Below are 15,687 nucleotides of genomic sequence, written 5' to 3'. Positions count from 1 at the left end.
TTTACGATAGATGAGTTTCTTTCTTAAAGGGACTTATCTATCTAAATGGAGGTTATGATAATTATGAGAAAAATTGAAATTTATGAACCGGCAATGTGTTGTCCTACCGGCGTGTGTGGTCCCTCTGTGGATCAGGAGTTATTGACAATTACGGCAATCACAAAAGAAGTCAATGCGTCTGAGGAAAATCGAATCTATAGAAGAAATTTGTCACAGAATCCACAAGCCTTTGTCAGAAGTGAAGTAGTCAATCAAAAATTGAAAGAATCTGGAGTAGAAGGATTGCCGCTGACTCTCGTAGATGGACAAGTTTATCTGGAAGGGAAATATCCAACTATCGAACAAATACGTGAATTGACAGGATTGAAGTTAGAAGATATAAAATAAATTCTAGAAACTTTGGAGATGAAATAAGTGAATCAAGTAACAAAAAAATTATCATAAATTATCATTATTAGATAGATATCTAACCTTATGGATTTTTATCGCAATGGCTGTAGGGATTGGCCTAGGTTATTTCTTACCCGGCGTACCCAAGATGATTAACCATTTAGAAGTCGGTACAACCTCTATCCCTATTGCAATCGGTCTAATATTGATGATGTATCCCCCTTTAACCAAAGTGAAATATGAAGAAATGTGGCGTGTATTCAAGAATTGGAAAGTTTTGTTGCTTTCCTTAGTGCAAAATTGGATCGTCGGTCCCATTGTTATGTTCGTACTGGCGGTAGTTTTTCTTCATGACTATCCAGACTACATGGTTGGACTGATCATGATTGGTATTGCTCGATGTATTGCGATGGTCATTGTCTGGAGTGAACTTGCTCAAGGCGATAGTGAGTACACGGCAGGCTTAGTTGCCTTTAACTCGATCTTCCAAATTGTTTTCTATTCGCTATTTGCCTATATATTTGTGACTGTTTTGCCGACATGGTTAGGTTTAGAAACACATTCGGTAAATATAACTATGGGTGAAATTGCCAAAAGTGTCTTTATTTATCTAGGAATTCCTTTTATTGCTGGGATTAGTTCAAGATTTCTTTTACTTAAATTCAAAGGGAAAACGTGGTTTGAAACAAAATTCATTCCTAAAATTAGTCCAATTACATTAATTGCTTTGTTACTTACAATCGTGATTATGTTTTCTGTTAAAGGGGAAAAAGTCATTGAATTACCTCTTGATGTTGTAAGAATTGCCATTCCATTATTTTTATACTTTATTATTATGTTTTTCGTTTCATTCTTCATTTCTAATAAAATGGGCACGAGTTATCCAGTCGCAGCTTCGCTCTCTTTTACCGCAGCAAGTAATAACTTTGAATTAGCGATTGCTGTGGCAGTAGACGTCTTTGGGATTAATTCGGGGGAAGCTTTTGCAGCCGTTATCGGTCCACTAGTTGAAGTACCCGTACTCATCGCATTAGTAAATGTTGCTTTGAAATTTAAGCAAAAATATTTTACGAAAGAAGGCGTAAGCCACTAGGAGGAAAAAATGAGCGCTGAAAATAAAAAACAAGGATTAGGGATTTTTGAAAAGTATCTGACTTTATGGGTTATTTTATGTATGGCAGTAGGTGTGTTGATTGGGAAGTTTATTCCAGCTGTGGCAGACACATTAAGTAAGTTTGAGTATTATCAAGTCTCTATTCCAACCGCGATATTAATCTGGTTAATGATTTATCCGATGATGTTGAAAATTGATTTTACTAGCATTGCTCGTGCAGCAAAGAAACCCAAAGGACTAATTATCACCTGTGTAACCAATTGGTTGATTAAACCATTTACTATGTATGCCATTTCAGCCTTCTTCTTTTATGTTGTCTTCAAAAATCTAATTCCCGTGGATCTAGCTAAGGAATATGTTGCCGGAGCAGTCATTCTCGGCGCAGCACCATGTACCGCTATGGTTTTTGTCTGGAGTTATTTAACAAAGGGAGACGCAGGTTATACCTTGGTTCAAGTAGCTATCAATGATTTGATTATTCTATTTCTATTCGCACCTATCGTAGCGTTCTTACTAGGTGTTGACAATGTGGCCGTTCCAATGGGGACACTCTTACTATCAACGTTGCTCTTTGTGGTTGTACCGCTATTATTAGGCTTCTTCACACGCGTGATAATTATAAAAAATAAAGGCTTAGCGTATTTTGAAAATGTCTTCTTAAAGAAATTTGATTCGGTTACCATTATGGGGTTATTATTAACATTGATTATTATCTTCTCTTTCCAAGGAGAAAAGATTTTAGCTAACCCTATGCATATTTTACTTATCGCGATTCCATTAATTATCCAAACCTTTCTTATTTTTACAATCGCTTATGGATGGGCTAAGCTTTGGAAGCTACCGCATGATATTGCATCACCAGCAGGTATGATCGGCGCAAGTAACTTTTTTGAATTAGCCGTTGCAGTAGCTATTTCATTATTTGGGTTACAATCCGGCGCTACGTTAGCGACTGTAGTTGGCGTTTTAGTCGAAGTACCAGTCATGTTACTGTTAGTTAAAATATCTAATCGCACAAAAAATTGGTTCATTCAAAATCCATCAGAATTGTCTGATATCGGAGGGAAATAACAATGAGAAAAATTTACTTTTTATGTACAGGCAATTCTTGTCGTAGTCAAATTGCAGAAGGTTATGGAAAAGCTATTTTGCCAACTGCTGAATTTGAAATTAAAAGTGCCGGCATTGAACAACATGGGTTAAATCCTAGAGCTGTTCAAGTAATGGCTGAGGAAGGGATAGATATCTCTACGCAAACATCTGATTTGATCGATATGGATTATTTTAATCAGGCAGACCTAATTATTACGCTATGTGGTGATGCCAAAGACAAATGTCCAGTAATTCCAAAAGGGATTGAGCATGCTCATTGGGATTTGGAAGATCCAGCCAAAGCAACTGGAACAGAAGAAGAAATCATTAATAAATTCAGAGAAATTAGAGATGATATAAAAAGTCGTGTAGCGAATTTGCTAGATTAAGTAGCAACTGTCATCTATCTCGGTAAAAGATAAAAAGACGTAAAATGTCCTTTTGATAAATTGGAAAATTAAAGTAAAAGCCGTGCGAAGTGAAACATAAATCTTCGATGGCTCTTACTATTTTAAGAGAAAAGAATCTGCTTTTGGCGTAAAATTGGATTTATCTATCTGACATACTGACGAGTATTTTTTGACCCTATATTTGACCTTCTCAATCACATTTAAGTAGGTGTGACCGGCTTATACAATTATTCGAGAATCTAGTAGCTTAGCTAATTCTGGCCTTGAAACCCCTATTAGACAGCTATCCAGCCATCAATACGGTCTCAAATAAATAAGAGGGGAGGAATAACTCTAAAAAAGATTGATAAACTAGTAAGAAAATTGTATTCAACTACCATTCATCTTTGGTTCAAATGATAGCGTAAAATATTTTGTGTAAATAGAAATTTAGGGTAGAAAAAGAGAAAGTCCATTCTGTAAAATTAAAGTTACGACACCGAAATTTTATAGGAGGACTTTCTCATGACTAATTTTACTACAGAAATTATGCAAACACTACTCAATAAAGGCGATTTAGATGAATTATTTCGGGATCATTTAGAACGAGCGATTAATTCACTTCTACAAGCAGAGCTAACTGCTTTTTTAGACTACGAAAAATATGATCGAAATGGATTCAATTCAGGAAATTCCCGTAACGGGAATTATTCACGTACATTTAAAACAGAATATGGAGAGCTAAATTTAACTATTCCTAGAGATCGGAATGGCGAATTTTCTCAACAAACACTCCCAGCATATAAGAGAACCAATGATTCGTTAGAAACGACCGTTATCCAATTATTTCAAAAAGGCATTACGATGGCTGAAATTTCCGAATTAATTGAAAAAATGTATGGGCATCACTATACGCCACAAACGATCTCCAACATGAGTAAACTCGTGTCTGAAGACGTTTTAGCATTTAAAGAAAGAACGTTAGAAGCCAGTTATTCCGTTATCTTTATGGATGCGACACATATTCCTTTGAAGAGACAAACCGTTTCAAAAGAAGCCGTGTACATTACGATTGGTATCCGATTGGATGGAACCAAAGAAGTTCTTGGGTTCACTATCGCCCCAACAGAATCCGCGTATATTTGGAAAGAGGTTCTTCAAGATCTTAAAAACCGTGGGTTAGAAGAGGTTTTATTAGTGGTAACCGATGGTTTAAGTGGTATCGAAGAAAGTATCCATAGTGTGTATCCGAATGCACAATTTCAACAATGCTGTGTACATGTATCTAGAAATATCGCACATAAAGTGCGTATTCGAGATCGAAAAGAAATTTGTGAGGAGTTCAAAGCGGTTTACCAAGCAACGTCTAAAGAAGAGGCATTGGCTCAAGTGGACTTTATGGTCAAAAAATGGGGAAAGCAGTATCCAAGAGTTGTCAATCTGCTCTTGAATCCTGCCATAGTCACATTTTATAATTTTCCTCCCACTATCAGACGAACCATCTATTCAACGAACTTAATCGAAGGATTTAATAAACAATTAAAACGGTATACTCGAAGAAAAGAACAATTTCCAAATGAAGACTCTTTAGAAAGATTTTTAGTGTCGCAATTTAATCAATATAACCAAAAATTTTTAGGCAGGATTCACAAAGGATTTAAAGAAATTCAGGATACATTAGAGTCAATGATTTAACTGTAATTAACGGAATGGATTTTCCATTTACACATAATTCTTGACGCTACCTTTATCTCTCTAATGACAAATCAGATTATGATAATGCAGATAACTTGTATTTTCAAAGTTATTTGAACAAAGAAAAGTATAATACTGTTCAATTAAAACAAGGTAAACAAAAACCACAACCTTAATTGATTGTGGTTTTGCTTTTTTCTTTAAAAGAAGGTTGAAATGAGTGCTAAAATTGCTAAACCACCTTGGGTTAGAATAATTTTTTTATCACTTGTAATACTGCCATATAATGCCACTAAAATAATATAAATTAATAGTAATCTACTAATTTCTATTGGATTACTTGACAGAAAAACACTGTATAATAACCCCACACCAATCAAACCATTATAAATCCCCTGATTTTTAAAAAGCGTGTTTAAAGCTTTGCTTTTCAACTCTTCTTTTGTCATGTTAAATACTCGACTTGTAGCGTCTGAAGTTGTAGCAAACGTTTCTAAATATAGTATATAGAAAAATTCCAAAGCTACTAAAACAATCAATACTGTTGATAAAATTGACATTCTTTCTCCTTTCTTAACTATTTATTTTGATTACTATCCAACTATACGTTATTTTAAGTGAGTTGTAAAATATCTTGTAACCACCAATTTAATCTAAGGGATTGAACTCGCCGATTGTAAAATTAAGCTAGACAGTTGAAAAAAGCCATTTGTGCTACACTCAAAATAGTTCCGTCGAAAGAATTATAAGGAGTGAGCACAAATGGCCTACACCCATCTTACACCAGACGAACTCGTATTGATAGAGTCTTATTTCCATATACACCAACCCGCTTCCAAAGTCGCGGGACTTCTAAAACGCTCTCGACAAACGATCTACAATGTCTATCACGCATTGGAACAGGGAAAGAATGCGCTGGATTACTACAAACAATACAAGCAAAACAAATCCCGCTGCGGCAGACGCCCCATTGTCTTGCCTGATGATCAAACAAGATACATTCAAAAGATGGTCAATCAAGGGTGGCCACCAGATGTGCTCATCGGTCGTGGCGAGAAAATAATTGATTGCTCGGCGCGCACTTTGTATCGGAAGTTCAAAAACAATGAGTTCAATATTTTGGATTTGCCAATGAAAGGGAAGCGTAAACCCAATGGACACCAAGAGAAACGTGGTAAGCAAGCTTACAAAAGAACGATTCACGAAAGAAACGCCCGCTATCAGAATTTCGATGAAGAATTCGGTCACCTTGAAGGTGACACAATTGTTGGAGTGAAGCACAAAAGTGCTGTGATTACGCTAGTGGAGCGCCTATCCAAAGCAATCATTACCTTAAAACCCGCTGGTAGACAGGCAAAAGACATTGAACTTACATTGAATCATTGGTTTCAAACTTTTCCACCACACCTTTTCAAGACCATCACTTTTGATTGTGGCAAAGAGTTTTCCAACTGGAAATCGATCAGCAATACTAATGATATCGAGATCTTTTTTGCTGATCCCGGAACTCCTTCCCAACGCGGGCTGAACGAACATTCAAACGGGTTGCTTCGTAAAGATGGGCTTCCTAAGTCAATGGACTTCAGAGAAGTCCCCGAATCATTCATTCAGAGTGTCGCTTCTAAAAGAAACCATATTCCCAGAAAATCACTGCATTACAAGACACCATTGGAAGTATTTTTGAGTCATGTGCGTCAGGACGATTTGTCTAGCTTAATTTGACATTTGAGAACAATTAAAACGGTATACTCGAAGAAAAGAACAATTTCCAAATGAAGACTCTTTAGAAAGATTTTTAGTGTCGCAATTTAATCAATATAACCAAAAATTTTTAGGCAGGATTTACAAAGGATTTAAAGAAATTCAGGATACATTAGAGTCAATGATTTAACTGTAATTAACGGAATGGATTTTCCATTTACACATAATTCTTGACGCTACCTGTTCATCACATACTTATTTTAAAACAAGGATTGTGTTGACTGCAAATTATTACTTAGTATTCCATATTGTAAAATTTATTTGTTGTACTAAACTAAGAGTGTACGGATAGTTTAGCAAGAGAATTTTATAATGAAAAATATTTTTAAAAATATGTGCAAAAAAGTTTGTATTCAACTATCATCTATCATGGTTCAAATTGGTTCAAATACTGTCCATAGAGATGCTTTTTTATCAATGCCGAAGTATAAAGAGTATTCCAGAATATTTGATATTAAAGTATTCCTATAGAAAAAACTTCTTACAAAACTAGCTTTTTCGTTTTCAAAACGTTAATTGCCAAAGTCTTTGCGAATTTATTCGCTTACGAATAACGGTATGGGACGGAGATTTTCTTGGAAATTGAGTACCATTCATATCAACAACTTCAAGAAGACACTTTCTCATTGTGGGAAGGTGTCTTCTTTATTGGCAACTTTTCTCCACCAAATGAAAAAAATGACGGAGAAAAGAGGTGATGACGGTGAAAGACTGCAATTATCAAGAGTTGAAAAAAACTGTCACTCAGGCAGAATTTGCTAAATATACGAACAAAAATTCACGAATATAAATGATTGTCGAATAACTCATTCTCAACCTCCTTGTTGATTTAAAAAATCTTATAACTAAAATCAATACTACAGATTTAATTTGGAAGATAAAAAATTCCAGTCTTTACACATTTTGATGAAAGAAATTTTTCATCTGCTATAATAAGAAAAAAGAAAAGAGTGAGATCTTTGGACGAACAAGCTGCAAAAAAACTAGTCGGTAAATTCAATCAAGAAGAATTGATTCAACTCATCTGTACTCTAGTCGCACAAAATGAAGAAGCAGAAGAGCAATTGTTATCTTTTTGTCAAAAAGAAAAGCCCAATCAAAACAAGCTACTTATTCTTGAGCAACAACTAAATAATGCCTGGATAAATGCCTATAATATTATCGATGAATTTAATGAATACGGAGGTGGTTCAGAAAACGATGAATATGATGCGTATTTGGAATTAGATCGACTTGCGGAGTTATTACAAGAAACGAATTTTTCTTGGAAGCTAAGGAAAAAAATCTTAGATGAAATCATGGAACAGGTTCATATAGACAACAGCGGTTTCACGGATAATTTGGTGGATGTAGCGGTTGAACTTTGTCAAACAAAAGAAGAAAACTTATATTTAGCGAATTGTCTTGTACAGTACGGAAATTCTTATTATAAAAAAGCAGCTGCGCAACTGTATAAAGAAAATGGGGAAAAAACTAAGTATTTAATTGTTCTCCAAGAAAATTTGGAGTACAGTTCTGATTATGTAGAGCTAGCAACCTTTTATCAACAAGAAGGAAAAGAAAACGAAGCTATCCAACTTGCTTGGAAAGGATTAGATGAATCTTTATATAATTGGACGGATCTATACAAATTCTTATTTTCCTACTATCAAGAAAAAAATGATGAGGCTTCGTTATTAAAATTATATCAGTTTTCCTTGATGAAAAAGAGGAATATAGATGTGATGACCGAACAGATGTATAACTATTACAAGAAAAAAAGAGAGACAGTAAAACAAAAAGAAATGTTAATCAAGCTGATGTTCTGTACAAATGATGTTAAAAAATGGTATGAACGTTGTCAAGAAGAGCTAACGACAGATGAATTAGCACAATATGAACCACAATTTATTGAAGTGATTAAAAAGAAAAACCCTTCTTATTATCTAGATATTTGTATCGAAAGAGGGCAGTTAGCTACGGTTCTTTTAAAATTACAAAATCCAAACAGTTCTTACTACAGTTACAGTACTATTGATGAGGATCATCGGTATAGTAAGCAACTGATAAAGGAATATCCTCAAGAAATTCTTGCACTTTACTGGCAAGAAGTTGATTACTATGCTAAAAAAGGAAAGAGAAAAAACTATTCCTATGTGGTAAATCTTTTAGAAGAAATTCACGAGACAATGAAAAAACTTCATCTAGAAAAACAATGGGAAGTGCAATACCAAAAGTTTGTGGTGGTTCATAAGCGTAAGAGGTTACTGATGGAAATGTTGGAGAAATTTCAGTTGCATGATACGACATCACTAGAGAATCAGTAGAATCATAAGTTATGAAGCTATTTAAAACCTTCAAAATAGAGATTAAAAAGAAATAGTAGAATGGTTAATCCAGTGATAATTATCTCTGTCCAATCTTTCAGTATTATTAGGATGTGATTGGTTGTTTCAGGAAAGTCGTGTTGGATAAGAAATACTAGAATTCGATTAAATATTATCATTTTTTACACTGAAATTTAGCCGATAGATTATTTACGATTATTTTAATTTTTATCATTGCTAGTCAAATAGATAAACAGGTTCAGCTCTAATATGAATCTTTCGCTTTGCTTCTTCTTTCAAAGCTTAGTATAATAGCGTTGTTTCGGTAAAAAGTGCTGAACTAGGAGGAAGTATACATAATGGCAAGTAATTTTTGGGCGGAATTGCCGAAGCCCTTTTTTATATTGGCACCGATGGAAGATGTGACAGATGTCGTGTTTCGTCATGTTGTGAAAGAAGCGGGAGCACCGGATGTTTTCTTTACGGAGTTTACGAATTCAGATAGTTTTTGTCATCCGGAAGGGATCGAAAGTGTCCGTGGACGGTTAGTTTTCACGGAAGATGAACAGCCGATGGTCGCTCATATTTGGGGCGACAAGCCAGAATTTTTTCGTCAAATGAGTATTGCTTTGGCGGATATGGGATTTAAGGGAATCGATCTGAATATGGGTTGTCCGGTTCCAAATGTTGCCGAACGAGGCAAAGGCAGCGGATTGATTTTGCGTCCTGAAGTGGCGGCGGAATTGATCGCAGCGGCGAAGGCGGGGGGCTTGCCAGTCAGTGTGAAAACACGGGTCGGCTTTACGGAGCTGGCTGAAATGGAGCAGTGGATTGGTCACTTATTGAAACAAGATATCGCCAATCTTTCGATCCATTTGCGAACACGAAAAGAAATGAGTAAAGCGGCGGCTCATTGGGAATTGATTCCTCAAATCATAAAAATGCGCGATGCGCTTGCACCGCAAACGCTGATCACGATCAACGGCGATATTTTGGATCGTCAGATGGGGCTGGAATTGGCTGAAAAATATGGGGTCGATGGTGTGATGATTGGCCGCGGGATTTTCAAAAATCCGTATGCTTTTGAAAAAAATCCGCAACCGCATACGCCAAAAGATTTGATCGATTTATTACGGTTACAGCTTGATCTGCAAGATAAATATGCGGAGCAAGTTCCGCGTTCTATTGTCGGCTTGCATCGCTTTTTCAAAATTTATGTCAAAGGATTTTCTGGAGCGAATGATTTGCGTGTTCGTCTGATGAATACGAAAACTACCGCAGAAGTCCGCGCAATTTTAGCAGAGTTTGAAAAAAATAATTAAACAACCATTCGTCCTCAAAAGTCAGTCTTTGAGGACGAATGGTTGTTTTGAAGACAACGATTTGACTGACAAGTATCAATAGGTTTGTCAGTTTATCAATCTCAGTCGTGTCACGGGATAAGTCATAATCATTTTTGGTTCCATCACTGCGCTAATCCATCAGCTTAGCTTGTTTCAAAATTTTCAAAGGATGAGAGGCTGCTGGACGAGCAAGTTTCGTTGCTTCAGTCAGAACTGTCACGCCCTCTTTACTAATTATTCGTGTAATTCTAAGGGCAGTCCGTCTGGATCGAAGAAAAAGGTCATCTTCTCGCCAGTAAAGGCATCCGTTCGCAACGGCTCGCATGCAACGCCGCAACTCGCTAAGTAAGCGACGGTCGCCGCGATATCAGTTGTTTTGAACGCTAGATGACGCAGTCCAGCTGCTTCAGGAAAACTTGGACGTTGCGGCGGATTTTGTACCGCAAAAATTTCTAGTTCAGCATCATTTAATTGCAAATCCAATTTATAATCGTTTCGTTCAGGACGATAATTTTCGCGAATGATCGGTAAGCCGAGGATATCCACATAAAAATGTCGCGCTTTTTGATAATCTGACACGATGATAGCGACGTGATGAATCGCGGAAAAATCTGGTTTCGACATAAAAACATCCTTTCGGTTTTATGATAAGTCGGTTAAATGCTGGATCAAATTAGAGGAGGTGACAAGATTTCTGCCACCTCCTTTTTAGTTTGCCTTCAAATAAACATCTTGTCCTTCTTCTTGCAAATGAGCGACGTGCTGTTCACCCCAACTGCATAAACTGTCTAAAATATCTGAAAGGCTACGCCCATATTCGCTTAATGAATATTCAACTTTTGGCGGTACTTGCTGGTATACTTTCCGGTCGATGATTTTGTCATCTTCTAATTCGCGGAGTTGTTGTGTTAACATTTTTTGGCTGATGCCGGTGATGCCACGTTTCAAATCACTAGGACGCATGGGTTCATGGCGTAGGTTACAAAGAATGATTGGTTTCCATTTTCCACTGATAACATCCATTGTTGCTTCTACGCCGATCATATATGCACGATTTTCAAAAAAAAATTCCTCCTTAAAACCCTTGATACGAGTCATAAAAGGTACCTATGATACAAAAAAGTGGGTACTTATCAAAAGTTCATCAACAGTATATAGTATCTTCTTGTAGCTTACAAATAATTTTTTTGGAGGAAAAAATGGAAAAGAAACTCTCACCAAACTTAACTTTACTGGCTCTCGCAATCAATGCCTTTGCGATCGGGTCGACTGAATTTATCAGCGTCGGATTGTTGCCGATGATCGTCAAAAGTTTCGATGTCACACTCGCACAAGCAGGTTTGACCGTCTCTTTATACGCGTTAGGCGTAACAATCGGCGCCCCGTTATTAACTATTTTGACCGGCAAGTGGAACCGGCGCAATTTGATGATCGGGATTATGCTTTTATTTATCGGCGGGAATGTATTAGCCGCATTTGCCCCAACCTTTATGATTTTATTACTGGGTCGTATTTTAGCAGCATTGGCACATGGAATCTTTATGTCAGTTTCAACAGTTGTTGCTGCTGATGTCGTTGCGCCGTCGCGTCGTGCAAGTGCGATCGCCATCATGTTTACCGGTTTGACTGTCGCAACTGTGACGGGAGTACCATTGGGAACATTTATTGGTCAACAAACAACATGGAATATGTCCTTTATTTTTATCGCAGCAGTTGGTTTACTTGGTTTGATCGCCAGCAGTTTCTTAGTTCCGCGTCAATTACCGATTCCTGGCAAAGTCGATTTGAAAGGTTTTGTTCGAATCTTTACGAATAAACCGTTAGTGATGTCTTTCTTGATTACCGCATTCGGTTACGGCGGGACGTTTGCTGCCTACACATATCTTTCACCGATCTTAGAAAATTTTGGTTTTTCCGCAAATGCAGTCGTGATCATTTTGATTGTTTATGGCGTGATGGTCGCAATCGGCAATACCGTCGGTGGGCATTTGGCAAATGAAAAACCACTTGCTTCACTGATCAAGATGTTTGGTCTTTTACTAGCATCCTTGCTGTTCTTGTTTATCACGATCATGCTTGGAAATACACTTCTCGGTTTGCTGGCAGCGATCCTTTTAGGGCTGTTTGCTTTCATGAACGTGCCGGGATTGCAGTTATATGTTGTGCAGTTGGCTGAAAAATATGTACCGCAAGACATTACGTTGGCTTCCGCATTTAATATCGCTGCTTTCAATGTCGGAATTACGTTAGGCTCGACGGTTGGTGCACAAGTCACAGGGAAAATGGGCATTGCTTACACACCGATTTTTGGTGGGGCAATTGTTTTACTAGCGATTCTTTTGATCGTGCAAGTGAAAAGAAGCGAAACGCCGAGTTCTTTGAATGAAACAGCCGGCTGTGAAGAGTAACAGTCATAAAAAAATCGAACCGCAAAAGCTATTAAACTGACTTTTGCGGTTTGGTTTATTTTATTTTAAAATCAGCTGCGAACGGGTTCTTTACGAAAATGGATCAGACAAGTAATACTGCTAACAATAAAATTAGTAGTATGATCAGCGAGAGCTGCGAGCCGGTAACAGTCGCAGCTCTGTCGAGATTCAGAACCAACTAAAAAAGTTTATGCAGGTACGCACATTGCGGTATTTCTTCCCTCATACGACTATCAAGTAGTAAGGTGAACAGGAAAAGCGGTATTTGATTCGTTTTTTGAGCCATGCGTTTTTGGTTTTTTTTTTTGCAGGAATGAATTAACAGCAGGTAAAAGGAAACACCAGAAGAATTGGTGCAAATTTTAGATAGCATCCTGCCATTTGATTTTATTTGAGGTCTTCATGAAAATGAGCTTTAATATGAACAGAAGCTCCGATATCTTCCGATTTATCGAGAAATTTCCAGTTTAAATCGGAAGTTTTCCGATTTCGGTTGACGCTTCCTCAATTGTTTGATACATTAATTCCTGCCGGTAAATCGGAAGTTTTCCGATTTAATCTATCAAAACGAAAAGAGGACAGAAAATGAAAAAATATTTAGTGGGTTTAGGACTTTTATTGAGCGGGTTTGCATTGACTGCCTGCGGAACTGCTGAAAATGGACAAACAGCCGAAAAGGGACAACTACAGGCGATTGCAACTTTTTATCCAATGTATGAATTTACAAAAGAAGTAATTGGGGACGAGGGCACGGTGGAATTGCTGATTCCTGCTGGAACGGAACCTCACGATTATGAACCAAGTGCAAAAGATGTCGCAAAAATTTCCCAAGCGGATGCCTTCGTGTATAATAGTGAAGAAATGGAAACTTGGGTCGAAAGTATCGAAGATAGTCTGGATGAAGAAAAAACACTGGTCATTGAAGCGGCAGATCAAATCGATTTGTTGGAAATGACAGACGACGGTCATGACCACGACCATGAAGAGGAAGACCATGATCACGATCATGACAAAGATCCCCACGTTTGGACAGACCCGATAATGGCGATCAAAGAAGTGGAGACCATCCGGGATGAACTAAGTGAGAAATTCCCTGATAAAAAAGCGGCCTTTGAAAAAAATGCTGCAGCGTATATTGAGAAATTACAGAAACTAGATCAAGACTTCACGGATGCTTTTGCGAATGCAACGAACAAGACCTTCGTCACTCAGCATGCGGCATTTGGCTATTTAGCCAATCAATACGGCTTGACCCAAGAATCGATTGCAGGAATTTCACCAGATCAGGAACCTTCACCAAGTCGTTTGGCGGAATTAAAACATTTTGTTGAGGATCATGGCGTGAAAGTGATTTATTTTGAAGAAAATGCCAGCAGCAAAGTGGCAGAGACTCTTTCAAAAGAAACTGGTGTGAAATTGGCGGTGCTGAATCCAGTAGAAAGCTTGACGAAACAACAAATGGAAGATGGTAAGACCTATCTTTCCATCATGCAGGAAAACTTAGAGGCATTAAAAGAAAGTATCAACTAAAGGAGGCGCAACATTGCGCTACATCGATGTAAAGGATTTAACATTTTATTATGATGACGAACCGGTGTTAGAAGACATCACTTATTCTGTTGACGATGGTGAGTTTGTCATTCTGACGGGAGAAAACGGGGCAGCTAAATCAACGCTGATCAAGGCGACACTTGGCTTGCTGAAGCCTACTAAAGGGGAGGTCACGTTGGCAAAAACCAATGCGGCGGGGGAAAAAATCAGTATCGGATATATTCCCCAACAAATTGCGTCTTTCAATGTCGGCTTTCCCAGCACCGTGTTGGAATTGGTTCGATCAGGACGCTATCCAAGAGGTCACTGGTTCAAACGTTTGACTGAAAAAGATCATCTTCATGTCAAACGAGCATTGGACGCAGTGGGAATGTGGGAGATGCGTCATAAACGAATCGGCGAATTGTCCGGCGGGCAAAAACAGCGAATCAGTTTGGCACGAATCTTCGCAACCGACCCGGATTTATTTATTCTGGATGAGCCGACAACAGGAATGGACGAACAATCACGGATGGATTTTTATCGGTTGTTGCGCCACAGTGCTCACGTTCATGGTAAATCAATTTTAATGATTACCCATGACCATGAAGACATCAAATCCTATTGTGATCGGCAGATTCGCTTGGTACGAAAGGAGGATTCTCAATGGCGTTGCTTTCATTTGAATTCATGAGAAAAGCCTTCTTGGCAGTCATTTTTATTGCCGGAATTGCACCGATGCTGGGAGTATTTCTAGTGATTCGCCGACAATCCTTGATGGCAGACACCTTGTCCCATGTTTCGTTGGCCGGGGTGGCACTAGGTTTCTTCTTTAACTTGAACCCTAATTTGACCACGCTGATTGTAGTGGTTATTGCGGCGATACTATTAGAATATTTGCAGTCGATGTATCGCAGTTACGCAGAAATCTCCATTGCAATTTTGATGGCGGGGGGCTTAGCACTGGCTTTGGTGCTGATGAATCTCAGCGGTGGCAATTCTGCTACTAGCATCCAGTCCTACTTGTTTGGCTCTATTGTGACTATCACGACACAACAGGTGGTTCTGTTGGGCATTTTGTTTGTAGTCACTGAAATTTTATTCTTCTTGTTTAAACGCCCCATGTACGTGTTGACCTTTGATGAAGACACGGCTCACGTGGACGGTTTACCTATCCACGGGATGTCGATGCTCTTTAATGTGTTGACTGGGGTTGCCATTGCGGTAATGATTCCGATTGCCGGTGCGTTGCTGATTTCAGCAATCATCGTTTTACCTGCAGCAATCAGCATGCGGATTGGAAAAAGTTTCAATGCGGTGATTTTGATCAGTATTGTGATCGGATTGATCGGAATGTTGGGGGGCTTGACCAGCTCTTTTTATCTGGATACACCACCAGGGGCGACCATCACTCTTGTGTTTATCGCATTGTTCTTACTAGTCAATTTATTCAAGCGACTCATCATTGTGGTGCAGCGCAAGCAGCGAATCAATCAATAAAAGTGACAAGAGGCGAAGATTTTCGCCTCTTTTTTGCGCTTTCACAGATAATTTACGAACTATTTTTTAAAATAAGTGGAAAACACTCGAATTTTTCCTTCTAAAGCCTTATAATAAAGCGACTAAAAATTAAATAAG

The 15,687-nt window shown here is 38.0% G+C and carries 14 protein-coding genes and 2 pseudogenes; 13 read left to right on the top strand and 3 right to left on the bottom strand.

The window, feature by feature from the left end; all coding sequences use genetic code 11:
• Nucleotides 1–63 precede the first annotated feature (63 nt).
• The 5 genes and pseudogenes from arsD (at nt 64) to FFM66_RS02810 (ending at nt 4,680) form a co-directional block, all read left to right on the top strand.
• Complete coding sequence (arsD, locus tag FFM66_RS02830) at nt 64–387, top strand: arsenite efflux transporter metallochaperone ArsD (RefSeq protein WP_010750091.1); 324 nt, start codon at nt 64–66, stop codon at nt 385–387.
• A gap of 55 nt (nt 388–442) precedes the next feature.
• A pseudogene (arsB, locus tag FFM66_RS02825) lies at nt 443–1,483 on the top strand (ACR3 family arsenite efflux transporter); the annotation flags it as partial.
• A gap of 9 nt (nt 1,484–1,492) precedes the next feature.
• Nucleotides 1,493–2,575: an arsenite efflux transporter membrane subunit ArsB gene (gene arsB, locus FFM66_RS02820; RefSeq protein ID WP_070293508.1), complete on the top strand. Its 1,083-nt coding sequence runs from the start codon at nt 1,493–1,495 to the stop codon at nt 2,573–2,575.
• Nucleotides 2,576–2,577: 2 nt separating this feature from the next.
• Nucleotides 2,578–2,985, top strand: coding sequence for an arsenate reductase (thioredoxin) (gene arsC, locus FFM66_RS02815; protein ID WP_010750094.1), 408 nt, complete (start codon nt 2,578–2,580; stop codon nt 2,983–2,985).
• 525 nt (nt 2,986–3,510) lie between these two features.
• The gene (locus FFM66_RS02810) at nt 3,511–4,680 is read left to right on the top strand and encodes an IS256 family transposase (RefSeq protein ID WP_010752995.1); all 1,170 of its coding nucleotides are present in this window, start codon (nt 3,511–3,513) and stop codon (nt 4,678–4,680) included.
• Nucleotides 4,681–4,880: 200 nt separating this feature from the next.
• Here the strand turns inward: FFM66_RS02810 and FFM66_RS02805 are convergent, their stop codons facing one another.
• On the bottom strand, nt 4,881–5,240 hold the full coding sequence (locus tag FFM66_RS02805) for a DUF1304 domain-containing protein (protein WP_033918653.1): 360 nt from the start codon (nt 5,238–5,240) through the stop codon (nt 4,881–4,883).
• Nucleotides 5,241–5,442: 202 nt separating this feature from the next.
• On the opposite strand from FFM66_RS02805, the gene FFM66_RS02800 reads away from it, so the two are divergent.
• The 4 genes and pseudogenes from FFM66_RS02800 to FFM66_RS02785 all read left to right on the top strand — a co-directional run bounded on the left by FFM66_RS02800 (nt 5,443) and on the right by FFM66_RS02785 (nt 10,069).
• Nucleotides 5,443–6,402: an IS30 family transposase gene (locus tag FFM66_RS02800; RefSeq protein ID WP_010752838.1), complete on the top strand. Its 960-nt coding sequence runs from the start codon at nt 5,443–5,445 to the stop codon at nt 6,400–6,402.
• A 7-nt stretch (nt 6,403–6,409) separates the two neighbouring features.
• Nucleotides 6,410–6,571, top strand: a pseudogene (locus tag FFM66_RS02795) (IS256 family transposase); the annotation flags it as partial.
• A gap of 829 nt (nt 6,572–7,400) precedes the next feature.
• Nucleotides 7,401–8,747 (top strand): hypothetical protein, encoded by a 1,347-nt coding sequence (locus FFM66_RS02790; RefSeq protein ID WP_137604950.1) that lies wholly within the window; start codon nt 7,401–7,403, stop codon nt 8,745–8,747.
• Nucleotides 8,748–9,106: 359 nt separating this feature from the next.
• Nucleotides 9,107–10,069, top strand: coding sequence for a tRNA dihydrouridine synthase (locus FFM66_RS02785; RefSeq protein WP_137604949.1), 963 nt, complete (start codon nt 9,107–9,109; stop codon nt 10,067–10,069).
• 255 nt (nt 10,070–10,324) lie between these two features.
• Here FFM66_RS02785 and gloA2 read toward each other — a convergent pair whose 3' ends face one another.
• Both gloA2 and FFM66_RS02770 read right to left on the bottom strand, forming a co-directional pair.
• On the bottom strand, nt 10,325–10,714 hold the full coding sequence (gloA2, locus tag FFM66_RS02775) for an SMU1112c/YaeR family gloxylase I-like metalloprotein (protein ID WP_137604948.1): 390 nt from the start codon (nt 10,712–10,714) through the stop codon (nt 10,325–10,327).
• A gap of 84 nt (nt 10,715–10,798) precedes the next feature.
• Complete coding sequence (locus FFM66_RS02770; RefSeq protein WP_281276017.1) at nt 10,799–11,188, bottom strand: winged helix-turn-helix transcriptional regulator; 390 nt, start codon at nt 11,186–11,188, stop codon at nt 10,799–10,801.
• A 101-nt stretch (nt 11,189–11,289) separates the two neighbouring features.
• On the opposite strand from FFM66_RS02770, the gene FFM66_RS02765 reads away from it, so the two are divergent.
• From FFM66_RS02765 to FFM66_RS02750, 4 genes are all read left to right on the top strand, one after another.
• A complete protein-coding gene (locus tag FFM66_RS02765; RefSeq protein ID WP_137604947.1) occupies nt 11,290–12,498 on the top strand; it encodes an MFS transporter in 1,209 nt (402 codons plus the stop codon).
• A 606-nt stretch (nt 12,499–13,104) separates the two neighbouring features.
• Nucleotides 13,105–14,049 carry a metal ABC transporter substrate-binding protein gene (locus FFM66_RS02760; protein ID WP_048603214.1) on the top strand — a complete coding sequence of 315 codons (945 nt, stop codon included), beginning with the start codon at nt 13,105–13,107 and terminating at the stop codon, nt 14,047–14,049.
• Between the two features lie 13 nt (nt 14,050–14,062).
• On the top strand, nt 14,063–14,743 hold the full coding sequence (locus tag FFM66_RS02755) for a metal ABC transporter ATP-binding protein (protein ID WP_048603392.1): 681 nt from the start codon (nt 14,063–14,065) through the stop codon (nt 14,741–14,743).
• Nucleotides 14,716–15,549, top strand: coding sequence for a metal ABC transporter permease (locus FFM66_RS02750; protein WP_137604946.1), 834 nt, complete (start codon nt 14,716–14,718; stop codon nt 15,547–15,549). The genes FFM66_RS02755 and FFM66_RS02750 overlap by 28 nt, the downstream gene beginning before the upstream one ends.
• Nucleotides 15,550–15,687: the final 138 nt, after the last annotated feature.

It is taken from the genome of Enterococcus songbeiensis, from assembly GCF_005405265.1.
Taxonomy (GTDB): domain Bacteria; phylum Bacillota; class Bacilli; order Lactobacillales; family Enterococcaceae; genus Enterococcus_C; species Enterococcus_C songbeiensis.
This window is presented reverse-complemented; position numbering and strand designations above follow the sequence as displayed.